12 protein-coding genes are annotated in these 15,538 nt (G+C 44.2%); 3 read left to right on the top strand and 9 right to left on the bottom strand.

From position 1 onward, the window contains the following. Positions 1-93: 93 nt before the first annotated feature. The 8 genes from I4V84_RS03425 to I4V84_RS03390 all read right to left on the bottom strand — a co-directional run bounded on the left by I4V84_RS03425 (position 94) and on the right by I4V84_RS03390 (position 10,735). Positions 94-894 carry a 3-keto-5-aminohexanoate cleavage protein gene (locus I4V84_RS03425; protein ID WP_195991236.1) on the bottom strand — a complete coding sequence of 267 codons (801 nt, stop codon included), beginning with the start codon at positions 892-894 and terminating at the stop codon, positions 94-96. Between the two features lie 172 nt (positions 895-1,066). After that, entirely contained in the window at positions 1,067-2,542 is a 1,476-nt protein-coding gene (locus tag I4V84_RS03420; protein WP_118577674.1) for a four-carbon acid sugar kinase family protein, read from the bottom strand. Between the two features lie 310 nt (positions 2,543-2,852). After that, positions 2,853-4,814: a beta-L-arabinofuranosidase domain-containing protein gene (locus I4V84_RS03415; RefSeq protein ID WP_195589350.1), complete on the bottom strand. Its 1,962-nt coding sequence runs from the start codon at positions 4,812-4,814 to the stop codon at positions 2,853-2,855. A 110-nt stretch (positions 4,815-4,924) separates the two neighbouring features. Then, complete coding sequence (locus I4V84_RS03410; protein ID WP_118577675.1) at positions 4,925-5,590, bottom strand: aspartate/glutamate racemase family protein; 666 nt, start codon at positions 5,588-5,590, stop codon at positions 4,925-4,927. Positions 5,591-5,898: 308 nt separating this feature from the next. Beyond that, positions 5,899-7,374: a glycerol kinase gene (locus I4V84_RS03405; protein WP_195991235.1), complete on the bottom strand. Its 1,476-nt coding sequence runs from the start codon at positions 7,372-7,374 to the stop codon at positions 5,899-5,901. A 199-nt stretch (positions 7,375-7,573) separates the two neighbouring features. Then, on the bottom strand, positions 7,574-8,506 hold the full coding sequence (locus I4V84_RS03400; protein WP_195991234.1) for a transketolase C-terminal domain-containing protein: 933 nt from the start codon (positions 8,504-8,506) through the stop codon (positions 7,574-7,576). Then, on the bottom strand, positions 8,499-9,332 hold the full coding sequence (locus I4V84_RS03395; protein WP_195991233.1) for a transketolase: 834 nt from the start codon (positions 9,330-9,332) through the stop codon (positions 8,499-8,501). The genes I4V84_RS03400 and I4V84_RS03395 overlap by 8 nt, the downstream gene beginning before the upstream one ends. Positions 9,333-9,334: 2 nt before the next feature. Then, entirely contained in the window at positions 9,335-10,735 is a 1,401-nt protein-coding gene (locus I4V84_RS03390; protein ID WP_195991232.1) for an L-fucose/L-arabinose isomerase family protein, read from the bottom strand. A gap of 348 nt (positions 10,736-11,083) precedes the next feature. Here I4V84_RS03390 and I4V84_RS03385 point away from each other — a divergent pair, with 348 nt between their 5' ends. The 3 genes from I4V84_RS03385 (at position 11,084) to I4V84_RS03375 (ending at position 13,882) form a co-directional block, all read left to right on the top strand. Further along, positions 11,084-12,091, top strand: coding sequence for a LacI family DNA-binding transcriptional regulator (locus tag I4V84_RS03385; protein ID WP_173718645.1), 1,008 nt, complete (start codon positions 11,084-11,086; stop codon positions 12,089-12,091). A 409-nt stretch (positions 12,092-12,500) separates the two neighbouring features. Beyond that, positions 12,501-13,202 (top strand): hypothetical protein, encoded by a 702-nt coding sequence (locus I4V84_RS03380; protein WP_195991231.1) that lies wholly within the window; start codon positions 12,501-12,503, stop codon positions 13,200-13,202. A gap of 101 nt (positions 13,203-13,303) precedes the next feature. Next, positions 13,304-13,882, top strand: a complete 579-nt coding sequence (locus I4V84_RS03375; RefSeq protein WP_173770815.1) for a TetR/AcrR family transcriptional regulator — start codon at positions 13,304-13,306, stop codon at positions 13,880-13,882. 109 nt (positions 13,883-13,991) lie between these two features. Here the strand turns inward: I4V84_RS03375 and I4V84_RS03370 are convergent, their stop codons facing one another. After that, on the bottom strand, positions 13,992-15,536 hold the full coding sequence (locus I4V84_RS03370) for an AMP-binding protein (RefSeq protein ID WP_195991230.1): 1,545 nt from the start codon (positions 15,534-15,536) through the stop codon (positions 13,992-13,994). Positions 15,537-15,538 lie beyond the last annotated feature (2 nt).

Raw genomic sequence — 15,538 nt, 5'->3', positions numbered from 1 at the left:
CGTAACTGTTCAGTACCTTCATGGTCACACACTTCGCAGAATAACATCTACTGAATAATTACGATCCAACACTTTATATTTTTAAATCGTATTTTAGCGTTTTCTCAGATTCAACATCTGTCTTGCCTCATCCGGAGTCGCTGGCTCCAGACCCATGGCGCGGATCAGATTTACCAGTTTCTCAACCACCTGCCAGTTGTACTCGGCATCTACACCTTCTGCCAGATAGTGGCTGTCTTCAAAACCAACTCGTACTACCGTTGCTCCCATAGCAATTGCAGCGGCCAGGAATGTCCAGTTATCACGTCCAAAGTGGGTAACGCCCCAAAGTGCATCAGATGGAACAAAGGAACGGAAAGCTGCCAGCATCTCCGGAGTAGGCTGCATGCCGCCTTTGTGACCAAATACCAGGTTAAACAGCATTGGATCCGCAAATGGCTGCTCAGATTTTACCACTGCCATGTTATGTAACATTCCAATATCAAAAACTTCTGTTTCCGGAAGGATTCCTCTCTTATAAACAGCGTCTGCGCAGTAGCGGATATCATCAAAAGAATTAACATAGACTGCTTCGCCAAGGTTTGTACTTCCGCCATTGAGAGATGCGCTCTCTACCTTGGGATAATCAAGCGGATTGCAGCGTTCCTGGATATTCATATCCGAAACACCGCCTGTAGACGCCTGAACTACCACATCTGTCCGTTTCAGAATCTCATCAAAACACTCAGACATATAAGAAATGTCAGGTGTAAGGCTTCCGTCTGGTTTACGGCAGTGAAGGTGACACATAGCAGCACCAAGTTTTACGCTTTTCTCTACATCCTCTGCAAGCTTTACTGCATCCACACTGGTTCCTGCCTGTACAGGTGCCAGGGATATAATTACTTTTCTCATTATGTAAACCTCCTATTTAAGCGAACCTCTTTCTAATAGACATCTTCCTAACATACAGAGTCTCCGTAAGCTGTTCAAAACAGACTAAAAATTTACTTGTTATGTCATTAAAACTCTTACGTAATTGAAATTTGCCACTCGCGTAAACGAAGACCTGCAATCATGCTATTTTTCAGATCAATTCCTCTACAATTTCCTTCAACGTACTTACTTCACCCACATTTCCCGGGAAAATAATGTATGGCATTCCAGGGAATTTGCTTTCTTCGCCGGTCATCCATACCGGGATTCCCTTCTTCACCTGTCCCATAACACGGGCTTTCTTTACCCGAAGTGCTTTCGTTCCTACGTCAGATGAAGTGATTCCGCCTTTTGCAATGATAAATTTCGGCTTCACAGAAAGCTTTCCGATAATACTGGTCACTGCGTTGGAAATCTTTACAGAAATCTGCAGTTTCTCCTCCGGAGTCATATTCTCCGGCGCAAGAAGCTGTCTGCTTGTATAAATTACAACGGTTCTTCCAGACAGGATTTTCTCCTCTGCTGCTTTCACCGTTCTCTCTACCTCTTTCTCCAGACCATTTTCTTCGAATACGGTATTTACCTGAAATTCCATAAAATCAGCCTGTCCGTCCAGTTCTTTCAGACAGTTCAGCTGGTCTGTGGTCTTCTTTACATGGGAACCGATCAGAACGATTCCTCCGTTCTTCGTGTCACCCTCCAACTGCTCTCTTCCAAGAAGAGGCTGGTCAGAAATCCTTCCCATTACTTTGGTGAAAGCTGCTGCTGTTCTTGCCATGTAATGCTTTCCTTCTTTCATTGCAAGCACCAGTGCTGCGCAGAAAACTTTCAAATCTGCATAAGATACTGCATTGACGATAATTTTCGCCATATTCTGTGCGGACATCAGCTTCTCCTTGATTCCCTGCACATCCAGAGCATTCAGTTCGTCCAGAGAAATGGTGATACAGTCCTCTTTATGGTACTTTCCTTCTGTTTTTTCCTCTACGTATTCCGTAAGATCCGAGGATTTGTAGCCGAAGGTTTTGTCCCTGGCAAATTCCGTCATACCGGCTGGAACCAGGTTGTCCTGCTCTTTTACATAATGGATATTGTCCATTGTGTAGCGGCCACCTTCGGGAAAAAACGGGCAGATGATCTCACCGTCAACAGCTGTGCTCCCTGCAGAAGCTCCATTGTCTGCTGCCGTCTTCTCTGGTCCGGCTGTATTCCCGTCAGCCAGGCCTTCCGCCAGAAGCTGTGTTTCCAACGGATAATGACCTCTTAAAGTGGAATCTCCACGGGAAATGATCATGAAATCCTGTCCCAGTTCCCCTGCCACCTTTGCAACACGTGCGGCAATATCCTGGTGTACCTTTGTGGTCTCTTCCACAGAAAAGCTGCGGGAATTGGTGAGGATAAAAAACATGGATTCTTTTTCCTCAAAGCCCTTGCGGATGGATTCTTCCTCCCAGTCCGTATAAACAGACACATCATGAACCGTCTGCACACCAGTAGGATCATCATCCAGCACTACCAGTTTTTTATGAAAACCTTCCATTGCCTGGGAAAGAAGGGCTTCTGCTTTGTCAGCATCTGTTTTGCTTCTCTCCTCGACGGTATGGAAAGGAATTACTTTACATTCCATAATTTCTATAGCTCTCCATTCTGTTCGTTCAAAGTATAATAAGAAATTGAGTGACATTTGCTATTCCACCGCCATCGGATTCTGCACGGCAGGATTTTTTACATTCATATCCCAGGTTGTGATAACTCAATTGTTACTGTTCACTCCGTTCACAGTAACACGCTTCGCGATGCACAGAAGGACGAACCTTCTTGTGACAAGCACAAGAAGTAGCGTTTGCTGCGCAAACTTAACTCTCGGGTTTTCTGTGAACTTTGTTCACAAAAAACACCTCGCGGAATGTTACCAGTGAACAGTAACACTCAATTTGTTATACGGTATATGCGACAGGGAACCAGATCCTCATTTCTCCATAATCACGGTTATCCCATGCATAATACGGAATCAGACGTACATGCTTTCTGCTCATGCCATGATATTTCAACGGCTGATAAAGCGCATTTCTGTCAAATTCAGAGCGGTCAATGGCATATTCCTCAGTTTCAAGAGCCATCATTCTTCTTCCCTGGATTTCAAACTCCACAGGAGTAAATTCTGCGTTCAGATCCAGGTAAACATCATCCAGATCTGCTGCATGGGTATCTACACTCTCACAGCAGTATACCAATGGTCCCCGCTCAATTGCAGCCTGTCCCACAGTTTCTTCCACCATATTGTTTGCAACAGTATAGCGAACCTTCATATCCAGACTCAGCTGCACATCCATATTCTGAGGATCTTCCACCAGAATATCAAGGTAAGTTCCAGCATCCTCTTTCGTCAGTTCACGGTCTGCACCAGCGCCCTTAATGGAACCGCCCGCTGACCATCCCGGAACACGAAGTCTTAAATGGACCGGGGCATTTATTTTCACATCTTTTGCTGTAAAGCGGATTGTTCCGTCAAATGGATAATCCGTAGACTGCACAAGTGTAAATTCTCCACCATTTTCCAGCTTCACCTGCGCCTCACTTGCACCGTACATACCAGTCCATACACTGTTATCCGATGTCAGATATGCATATTCACTGGACTGTGCAATGGTTCTTGCCAGGTTTGGCGGACAGCAGTAGCTGAGAATATATTCGCTTCTGGTAAGAGGCCAGATCAGCTTATAATCAAGCTCTTTGGCACGTCTTAACATATTTTCATAGAAGAATCTCTTACCATCCAGACTCAGTGCAGCCAGGTTGGTATTTAACATCATTCGTTCCAGAATATCAAAGTACTCTGCCTTTGGCTCCAGCTGGAACATGCGGTACGCCCAAAAAACACCGCCCAAAGATGCACAGGTCTCATTATATGCCGTGATATTCGGAAGCTGATATTCATAACCATAAGCCTGATGCACAAGCTGATGGTCAAAAAAGTAACCATATGGAGAAGCACCATTATATAACGCTCCACATCCGCCTGTGATATAAAGCTTTTTATCCACAAGACTTCTCCATACCTTGTGGAGAACCTCCATATAATCCGGATCTTCCTCTTCCAGGCAAAGGTCAGCCACACCTGCATAGAGATAGTTTGCACGTACAGCATGTCCCAGAATCTTTTCATGCTGCTTCAGCGGAATCTTATCCTGGTTATCATCCATACCATTTTTTACACTGTCGCGAAGAACGATTGCCTGCTTCGCCAGCTTCAGATATCGTTTATCACCAGTAGTACGGTACATTTCCACAAGTCCCATATAATGAGACGGGCAGACGGCAGTCTGAACTTCTCCGGTGCGCTCTGCTTCTTCGTAAAGATGCTCCAGATAATCTGCGGTTTTTGCCGCTATTGTAAGGAAATTATTCTTTCCGGTAATTCTCTTGTGCACACACGCTGCTGTAAACATATGACCGAAGTTATAAACCTCAAAATCATTGATATCGCCCATTCTTGAGACGCCGTTCCCGGTTCTCTCACCGATAATCTGCTTTGTGGAAAGATAACCGTCAGGCTGCTGTGCTCTGCCGATCAGGTCTATATAATTCTCAATTTCTTCCTTCAGCAGCTGATTGTCTGTCTGGTAAGCAGTATAGATGGCAGACTCCATCCATTTATAGAAATCTCCGTCTCCAAAAACGGTTCCATCAAAATCTCCCTCTGCATCGCCAGCACAGATCTTAAAATTCTCTACTACATGACTGATATCTTTACTGTCAAACATATGTTTTAGCTGAGGCACCGTGCTATTGGCACAGGTGTCAAAGCGTTCCTTCCAAAGACCGCCTGTCCATTTTACTTTCATTCCATCCAGGGCATGGACCTTCGCGTATGGGGATCCGGTTGTATCTGTCAGCATGATTATTCTCCTTCTGTAATTTCATATTCTGTTTTAACGGACATGTCGCCCATCAGTGACATCACCATATAGGAAAGTCAGCTGTTCCGCAATATTCCATATAGTATTCTTTATAAGCCTTTCGCTTTCAATGCTGCAGCAAGTGCCTGCGCTCCAAAGCGCGGGCTGGAAAGTACCGGTTTGCCGATTTTCTCGTGGATTGCGTCCTCTGCATAAGCCATAGAGCCCTGTGCCAGAAGAATTACGTCTACCTGGTCTGCGATCTCAGCAGCTTTTCCGCAAAGAAGTGCCTTAAACTTATCTTGGTCTGCACCAAAAGCATCTACCAGGCCATCCACCAGTTCTACATGGCGATTCATCTCTCTTGCCACACGGGAAACTGTATTCTTAGTTGGTTCCAGGGTGGTAGGCAATGTAGCCAGAACGCCCACTCTCTTGCCAAGGCGGGCTGCCTCGCGGCACATCTCCTCATCAATACGGACAATCGGAATACCTGTATAACGGCCAATATCCTGAGCCGCATCTGCAACCTCGCCAACAGAAGAGCAGCAGTTCAAAACCGCATCTGCGCCGTCAGAAACAGCCTGCATATACATTCCTACAAGACGGGCTGCTGCGCCTGCTGTTACATATCCATGCTCTCTTACTTCTGCCAGAATAGACGGATCCTGATAATTCAGGATCTCCGGTGCATCGCCAAGATTTTTTTTGATTTCTTCATTTACACACTCAATCAGCTCTGGTGTGGTACTTGTATAAACAATTCCTAATTTCATTTCCTTGTTCTCCTTCTCTTAACCAATATAGAGCCTTTTCAAATACGCTCTGCGTTTTCACAAAGCTCCGGAAGCTTTCTCCCTGGCTCTGTATTTTCACTTGTGAATTTTGCCCTATTAAAGTATCAAAACCCACTCCATCCTTTTATAGTTTATACAAAAATTTTACGATTACAGGGCCTCCACCGTCAAGTCCAATTTCTTTATTTAGTGTCACATTTATTTAGCGATGCAGCCACCATACAGACAAAAAGGGACGGCGTAGTTTCTAACCGCGCTGTCCCTCCTGCTTGTACCCTTAAATAAATTTATTTGTTTGTGATCACAGAAGCAACTGCTTTCTTCCATCCTGCATACTTCTGCTCACGTTTTTCCACTTCCATGTCCGGTTTATAGGACACGCGGTTTAATTTTCCAAAAATACTTTCATCCCAGACACCAAGCTGCAATCCTGCCGCATAGGCCGGTCCAATAGCGGAAAGTTCCTCGGAATCCGGAACCAGAACTCCGGCATCTGCAATATTGCTCTGGAACTGCATCAGATAGTCGTTTCGGGTCGGACCGCCATCTACGCGAAGCTCCTTCACCGGAACACCAGCATCCTCAGACATAGCCTGTACAACATCTGTAATCTGATAAGCAATACATTCAAGTGCCGCTCTTACAAACTCAGCCTTGCGGGTAGTACGGCTCATGCCTACAACAGAAGCTCTCGCCTCGCTATCCCAGTAAGGAGCACCAAGACCGCTGAATGCAGGAACCAGATACAGGCTGTCCTCCTGAATGGCTTCTTTCGCCAGTTTACCGGTCTCTCCAGGAGAAGAAATGATCTGAAGATCGTCCTTCAGCCAGGTAATAACAGCGCCTGTATAGTTCAGGTTGCCTTCAAGCACATAGTTAACCTTGCCGCCGATTTTCCACGCAAGAGAAGTCACAACCCCATGGGTACTGAGAATTGGCTTCTCACCAATATTCATCATAATAGAAGAGCCGGTTCCATAAGTGGATTTGATCATGCCTGGCTGCAGGCATCCCTGACCAAAAAGAGAGCCGTGGGAGTCTCCCAATACGCCATGGATCGGGATTTTATGAGGAAGAAGTCCCTCGAAATCCGTTTCGCCGAAGCAGGCGTCGGAATCTGTAACCTCTGCCATATTTGCCGGATCAATGCCAAATAATCCGCAGATTTCCTCATCCCATTTCAGGTCAAAAATATTGAAAAGCTGTGTTCTGGAAGCATTGGAATAATCGGTTCTGTATTCTTTGCCCCCTGTCAGCTTGTAAACCAGCCAGCTGTCAATCGTTCCATGGCAGATTTCGTGACGTTCTGCCGCCTCTTTTGCGCCCTCTTCATTTTCCAGAAGCCATGCGATCTTGGAAGCCGGGAAATATGGGGAAAGATTCATTCCGGTTTTCTGGCGGATCAGCTCTGCTGCGCCAGCCTTTTCCACACGGGCACAGATATCCACGGCACGGGCGCACTGCCATACAACTGCATTTCCGTAAGGCTTACCGGTGACGCGGTTCCATGCAAGAGAAGTTTCACGCTGGTTACTGATTCCCAGCCCAACTACATATTCCTTCTCTACCCCCTCCAGAAGTTCTTTCACAACCTCCAGAACATTGCTGTAAATTTCCTCTGGATCATGGGAAACCCAGCCCTTTTCATTGATGATCTGCCTGTGAGGGCGGTCAGTACGGCGCATAATGCTTCCAGTCTCATCGAAAAGGAGCGCCTTGGTACCCTGGGTACTCTGATCAATACTAATAATATATTTTGCCATGTTTACTATCCTCTTAAAACTTTTATATTCTCTAAAATCAACATCTCTGTACCTTAAGTCTGTTTTGTAACTAAATAATAAGCGTGCCTGACCAGACTGCTCAGAAGCACGCCCAATCGGGCAGCACTTCTAAGCAGCATCCTGGTTCTGCATCCACGCAGTCTGTCAGTCACGCTTAAATTTGTTTCTTATTTAATTATTATTTCAGAGCCTCCACAGCCTTCTTCGCAATACCCTCAGCATTTAATCCATAGTAATCAAATACTTCCTGGGAGTTACCTGTGATAACCGGAGCATCCGGAAGAGCCATGTTCAGCACTTTCTTCGGGCAGTTAGCACCAACAACCTGTGCAACCATAGAACCCAGTCCACCAAATGGAGCGTGCTCTTCTACCGTGATCACTGCCTTTGCATTCTGGGCAGCTTTGATAACACCTTCTGCGTCAAGCGGTTTCACGCAGTACATATCCAGTACAGTTGCGGAAATTCCCTGCTCCTCCAATAACTTGGCTGCTGCAAATGCCGGGCGCACCATCTCGCCGCAGGCAATAATTGCCACATCTGTTCCCTCTTTCAGAACAGTTGCCTTGTCCATTTCAAATGGGCAGTTATCTTCTGTATAAATATCCTCAACCGGATTTCTTCCAACACGGATATAAGATGGTTTCTCATCCTTCAACAGTGCCTCGATCAGATGCTTTGTCTGATGACGGTCGCTTGGAAGGTAAACTCTCATATTCGGGATTGCAGACATAGCTGCGATATCCTGTGCAGAATGATGGCTCATTCCAAGTGCGCCGTAACTGATGCCACCGCTGATACCGATAAGAGTAACATTTGTATTGGAGTATGCCACATCAACCTTGGCCTGCTCGTAGCTTCTTGTGGATAAGAAGCAGGCTGGTGAGCATGCAAATGGTTTCTTTCCACATTTTGCAAGACCTGCGGAAATACTTACCAGATTCTGCTCTGCAATACCGGTCTCAATAAACTGATTCGGGAAATTATCTGCAAATGGTGTCATGGAAGCGGATCCTCTGGAATCGCTGCAAAGCACCATAATATCTTTATCGTCTTTTGCCTTGTCCATCAGTACTTCACAGATGGCCTGTCTGTTTGGAATTTTATTCATGAAGAGCGGCCTCCTTTCTTGCTGCAAAATCCGCGATGATCTGATCATATTCTTCCTGAGTCGGAACCTTGTGATGCCAGTTTGCCTTGTTCTCCATTACGGAAGAGCCGCAGCCTTTTACAGTGTTGGCAATTACAGCTGTTGGTTTGCCTTTTACAGTTTTTGCTTCTTCAAAAGCAGCATTTAACTGGTCAATATCGTTTCCGTCTTTTACATCGATCACATGCCATCCAAAAGAACGGATACGCTCATGGAGATCGTCATGTCCCATAACGTCCTCTGTGTTTCCGGAAATCTGAAGACGGTTACGGTCGATTACTGCACAAAGGTTGTCCAATTTATACTGATGACCTGCCATGAAGCCCTCCCATACAGAACCCTCTGCCAGCTCACCGTCACCCATTACGGTGTAAACACGGTAATCTCTGTTGTCTTTTTTGCCTGCAAGAGCCATACCTACACATACCGGAAGTCCATGTCCCAGAGAACCGGAGTTCATCTCGATTCCAGGAAGCTTATTGTTCGGGTGTCCAATATATTTGGAGCCAAATTTTGAAAAATGTGCTTTAATATCTTCCAGATCCAGAAAGCCCTTTGCTGCAAGTACAGCGTAGTAAGCCTCTACAGAATGACCTTTGCTGAGTACGAAACGGTCGCGATCCGGATCATTCATGTTTTCCGGAGAAATGTTCATCTGGCAGAAATACAGGCTCATCAGAGTATCAATCACACTCATGTCGCCACCGATATGGCCGCCCTTTCCGGCAACGATAATATCTACAGTATCTTTTCGCAAGTCAAAAGATTTTGCCTTTAAATTTTCCATTCTCATTCACCTCTTAAATATGCTTTCACATCTTCTTCAATAGGATCATATAAATCAGGAGTGATTCCCATGTATTTGCATGCCTCGTAAAGTACCGGAACTACATCTTTATGGATACCTACACAGTGATGGATGTATGGTCCTTCTACAATCTTGGCTTCCAGACGTTTGATGTTCTCAACCTCAACCCAGAGGTAAGTTCCCATACCTTTCGGTCCATCAACGCCTTTGGCCTTTCCAAGAAGCATAGAGTATTCTCCGTTATCACCATCGAAACGTGCCAGTGTCACTTCACCATGTTTTGCCTCAGCTGTAATGCTTCCCGGATGGCTGAATGCCAGCGGATAAGTAAGCTTCGGAGTCTCTCTTGCAACAGAGATTGGCCATGGTCCACAGTGCTGAAGGAGCTCGCCGTTCTCAATGTCAGGATGACGGATGGTCCAGTCAGCGAAGAAACTTCTGGTATCGTCAAGTGCTGCTGCCTCAACAAGAAGAGCGGTAATAGCACCGTGGATATCTGTCTCGCAGACAACCGGGATTCCTTCTTCGTTCAGAAGGGCATTTGCTGCACATGGCATAATTCCGATTTCACTCTGTAACTGGTTCCAGCACTGGATTGCAGCTGCCTGGCAGCCATATTTTGTAATCAGGTTTTTCATAGCAACCTTAAGAGCTGCTACATTTTCAAGCTCGTTGTCTTTGATGCAGATTTCCATATGCTCGCGGCAGTATTCTACAACCTTTGCAACCTCTGTTCCTTCTGCTTTTGCTTTCTTCATCTCATCTGTCAGCTCTGGCATTGGGATTGGGGTCAGCTGGATGTTGAATTTCTCAAGAAGTTCACCCTCGTTGCACATGGTGGACCAGAACTCGTATGGTCTTGTGGAAATCTGAAGAATTCTCATGTTGCGGAAGGTTTTTACTACATTACAGACAGCCATGAAATCACGAAGACCACGCTCGAATACCGGATCATTCAGTCTGCAGTTTGTCATATATGTAAATGGAACGCGAAATCTTCTGAGGACTTTACCTGTTGCAAAAAGTCCGCACTGCGTATCACGAAGACGGACACCGTTCTCGTCTGGTCTCTCATCAAGAGGTCCCCACAGGAGAACCGGTACATTTAACTCTTTTGCAAGTCTTGCGCATTCAAACTCAGTTCCGAAGTTGCAGTGCGGAAGGAAAAGTCCGTCGATTTTCTCTTTTTTGAATTTCTCTGCAATCTTGATGCGGCCTGCCTCGTCATAAAGAAGACCCTCGTCATTTACATCTGTGATGTCTACAAAATCGATTCCTAATTCTTTTAATCTGTCTGCAGTAAGTCCACGATACTTAACTGCATCCGGTGCACTGAAAATACTTCGTCTGGTTGGCGCATAGCCGATTTTGATCTTTGCCATTCTGGTATTCCTCCTTGTTTATATTTATTATTTTCTTTTGGTTTTTCTTAGCTGTAAAATCTTTTTCTTTATTACTTACCCAGATATTCTGTTTGCTTTTCTTTATAGCTTTAGTATAGGTCTCCTCCAGCTTTATTCCAATAAAAAATAAAGTATTTTTAACTTTATTTTCGCTTTATTTTTCACAAATATATTGTTTATTTTTCAATTAAGAAGTACAATATATACAACAGAAAAAACTTCTGCCAAAGAAATATGAACAGTTTCCACAGGAAATCCTTTTACATCTAAAAACTGGTGAAACTTTATCTTTTTGCTTTGCAATTATTACTCTGGGAGGTGCCGCAAATGTCCATTACCGCAAAAGAACTGGCTGAAAAACTGAATCTTTCACAGACTGCCGTCTCCATGGCGCTGAACAATAAGCCCGGAGTCAGCACGGAAACCCGCCGGATGGTGATAGAAGCTGCTGAAAAATACGGCTATGACTTTACCAGACTTTCTCTAAAGAAAAATAAAGCTGGAAGCATTTACGCGGTAAGCTATCGTTCCCATAATGCCATCATGTCCTATTCTCCTATTTTTGATGCTATGGTGGAGGGTATGGAATCCGTAGTGCAGAAAGATAATTATAAACTGAAAGTAATCACATTTTATGAAAAGAGGGATAACCTGGAGCATTATCTGGGGGATTTAAGAACTACTGACTGTGTGGGAATTATTTTGTTTGGTACTGAAATGCGGGAGGAAATGGTCCGTCCTTTCCTGAAGCTTCCTTTTCCGGTGGTGATCCTGGACGCCTATTTTGAAAACCTTGACTGCAATTATGTCGTTCCCAATAATCGTCAGGGAGCTTATCTTGCTACCGATTATCTGATCAGCCGGAGAATGAAACAGCCTGGATACCTGCAGTCTGCTTACCCTCTCCGCAACTTTTCAGAGCGTCTGGAGGGATTTTATCATGCTGTCCATGATAACGGAATGTCCCGTTCCCGCTGTATCATCCACCAGCTTTCTCCAACCATTGATGGTGCAATGGCAGATATGCTTGCAATTATTGACAGAGGGGATGCTCTGGCAGACTGCTATTTTGCGGACAATGACCTGATTGCAATCGGAACTATCAAGGCCTTGCGGCTCAGAGGCTACAAGGTGCCGGAACAGGTGGCAATTGTAGGCTTCGACAATATCTCTGAGGGACGCATTATCGACCCCTCCCTTACCAGTATCAGCATCCCCCGTCATTATATGGGACAGGTTGCCGCCAGAGAGCTTCTCTCTCAAATAAACGAACCCCGGCAGCATACCTGTAAAATTGAAGTTTCGGCAAATCTGGTAAAACGATTTTCAGTTTGACGCAAAAAAAGGTATCGCAACCTTTCACTTCCGGTTGTGATACCTTTTTAATTACTTATTGCAAAGACGCTTAATTCCAAACCCCCTGTCTTTTTACAGTATTTATGATATATTTATTTGTTTCATTTTTTCGAAAATATCGTCTTTTATTGTGAAATTATCACAAAATTTACTTTTCAATTATAACATCCGTGCATTTTTTCATCTGAAAAAACCGGATTTTCTGCGCTCTTTTCACCCAAAACAAATCACGATGCATACAGATCATGCAGCCTTATATTTTACCCAATTACACTGGTAAAATCTTTACGTTTATGGTATACTTATTTCATTATCTGCAGATAGCAATGTCAGAAATATAGTAACCTGACATTTTCTACCTTACACTAATAACCGGAGGGATATTTATATGGATGAAAAAATCATGAAATTTTTAAGGAAAAACAATATCCATATCAGTAATATCAAATATCTGCTCAGACAGGAGAATAAGACCTGCATTTATATGACCGATGGACGAGTTGTGAAAACTTTTATCACAGTCAAAGATTTATATGAAATTCTTATACCTTATGATTATATTTCCATAAATAAAGGCACCGTGGTTTCCAGAGGACAGATTGATCATATTGAGAACTGCACCTATCATATGAAGGATGGCGTACGTCTGGAAGGACGTAAGCGTGGCGCAGCCACTCACAAATTTCTGAACAAATCTTTGCATCAGGATCCTGCCAAGACTTTATCTCCAAATATTCGTACGCGTTTTTCTGTATTAGATGATATGCCCCTTGCTTTTTGTGTAATCGAACTGATTTTTAATAAAAACGGAACTGGAATTGACTTCGTTTTCCGCTATTGCAATAAAGAAATGCTTCTTCTGGAAGGCATGGATGTGCAGGAAATACTTGACCAGTCTTTTTATCAGGTATTTCCCAACGGAGATAAGAAGCTCCTTGCCGCATATACAGATGTTGCCGTGAATGGCGGAAGCTGTCGTCTCAAGACTTACAGTGCCAGGATTCATCGTGAACTTATTATCAAATGTTTCCAGCCATTGGAAAACTTCTGCGCATGTATATTGATTGCTGCCTATGAAATAGAGAAATAAACATTTTCCAGATTTCCATATATACATGATATGAGAGTCAAAAGGTCTTTTGCCACTCATATTCTTATATTTATTGATAAAATATTGGGAGGGAATCGACTATGCAAAATCCAGTTCCTGACGAAAGATATTCTGTGGCGGATGAAGCCATCCTGGGTGCTTTTTTTAAACTTCTAAAGAAAAAAACTCCTGATCAGATCACAGTATCCGATATCACTAAGACAGCTGGTATCGCGAGAAGCACTTTTTATAATCATTATCAAGACATTCCTTCTCTTGTATCCGCTGTTGAGGAAAAGACGATCCAGGATGTTTTTTCTATAATGGAAAAATTTCATCCTGAAAATGACCGCGATATCTGTCAGTCCTATTTTCTGACTATTTGCCGCTATACAATGGAAAATCCTTTCCTGTCCAGTCTTCTGAGCACACCCCATGGGAATGATCTCTTTGAAAAAATGCTGACTATGCTTCATCACTATGTCACCGCTACTACCTCCAGTGCCAGACCCGGCAGACACACAAAAGAGGAAATATCTTATGTGATCACCTGTGCGATCGGCAGCACGATCGGTGTTCTTCACAAATGGACCCGGGATCATTTTGATCTTGAACCAGAAGTCATTGCAGAAATTCTGACTCAGGTTTTTCTGACTGGCATGCTGCCACTTTTATCCTGACGTGTTTGTAAAAGCATTCCCACAAAGTGGGGCGTGCAGATTGCGGGAATGCTCTTTCAAACAGGCATAAGAAAAACCCGTCTAAGCAATTCACTCAGACGGGTTTTTCTTATGCCTGTGGCTCATCAATCAGGACATCCTGTCTCCTGATTTTCTTTGTTGTACTGCGTATAAACGGATTTTTCCGGATCACCAGACCTGTAATACGACGGTAGGTCGGCTGATTTTTATTGTATTCATCCAGAAATGCCTGAAGCTGTAAACGAATCATCTCAGTATCCAGTGCCTTTGCCTCCACAACTGCCTGTTCCGGATAGATGCGCGCTGTCAGACCATTCTCTTCACCTGTTACGATTACTTCCGCAACAAGCGGGTTCAGTGCAAGCTTGTTCTCAAGTTCTTCCGGTGATACATTTTCCCCATTGGAGAGAATGATCAGATTTTTCACACGACCATTAATAAAGAGGTATCCATCTTCATCCATATAGCCCTTGTCGCCTGTATGCAGCCAGCCATCCTTCAGTGTTTCCGCTGTCTCATCCGGCATCTGATAGTACCCTTTCATAACACTTGTACCCTTTACCAGAATCTCCCCGTTTTCAAACTTTATCTCCACATTCTCAAGTGGTCTTCCGATAGAACCCGGCTTATGATTTTCCGGTGTATTATTACTGATAACAGGAGAACATTCCGACATGCCATATCCTTCCAGTATCTGAACGCCATATTCTGCAAAACGGTCAATATAGTACGGATCCAGATGTGCCCCGCCGGTAAAAATCGTCTGCAGTTTTCCGCCGAAGACTTTTTCTGCAAGAACCGCCTCCGGGATTTCCGGATCAGCAGCCGCCAGTCTCTTATAAATTGTCTCAATCATCATCGGAACCATGAGCATGATATCTGGTTTAAAAATGCTCATATTTCTGACCATATGAAGCAGGGAGTCATTGATGCAGATAGTTGCCCCCTGGGAAAATCCTTTCAGCCAGTCCATGACAAGGCAGAATGCATGATGAATTGGGAGTACACTGAGCATGGCAGTTCCAGGTTCTGCTGAAATCTTAACTGCCTCAACGTTGGATGCCAGATTATTCTGTGTCAGCATAACCCCTTTGCTCTTTCCTGTGGTTCCGGAAGTAAAGATAATAGTCGCAATATCTTCTGCCTTCGGACAGGAAGCATCTTCTGCTGCGCTCTTTCCCATATCTCTCAGCTCATTGATACTGTACACGCCTGAAGGCAGATCCTCCACCTCTTCCTGGAGCATCCATACTTTCTGAAGCTTGGGACAGTTTGCAAGAAATGCTTCCAGATATGGTCTGTGTTTCGGACTTAAGAAGAGTGCTTCGGAATCGGAGCGATTTATCAGGTCGATCAGTTCTTCACACGGGAGTGCAGCATCCAGCGGCACCGCTGTCGCGCATCCTGTAATAATCCCCAGATAGCTTTCGATCCATTCTACAGAACTGGTTCCGATTAATGCAATATGTTTTCCCTCAAACCCTTCTGCAAGAAGTCCTTTTCTGGTAGAAATCACGTTTTTCATCATTTCGCTGTAGCTTTTCTCCAGAACTTCTTTTCTGTTAAGCCATTTTACTGCTTTGACTTCGCCAAATTTCTGTACACTTTCTTCTAATATATTCCTGATCAGCATAT

The sequence above is a fragment of the Ruminococcus sp. 1001713B170207_170306_F1 genome, from assembly GCF_015668065.1.
GTDB lineage: Bacteria > Bacillota > Clostridia > Lachnospirales > Lachnospiraceae > Blautia_A > Blautia_A faecis.
The sequence above is the reverse complement of the archived record's forward strand: the minus strand, read 5'-3'. Positions and strand labels throughout refer to the sequence as shown.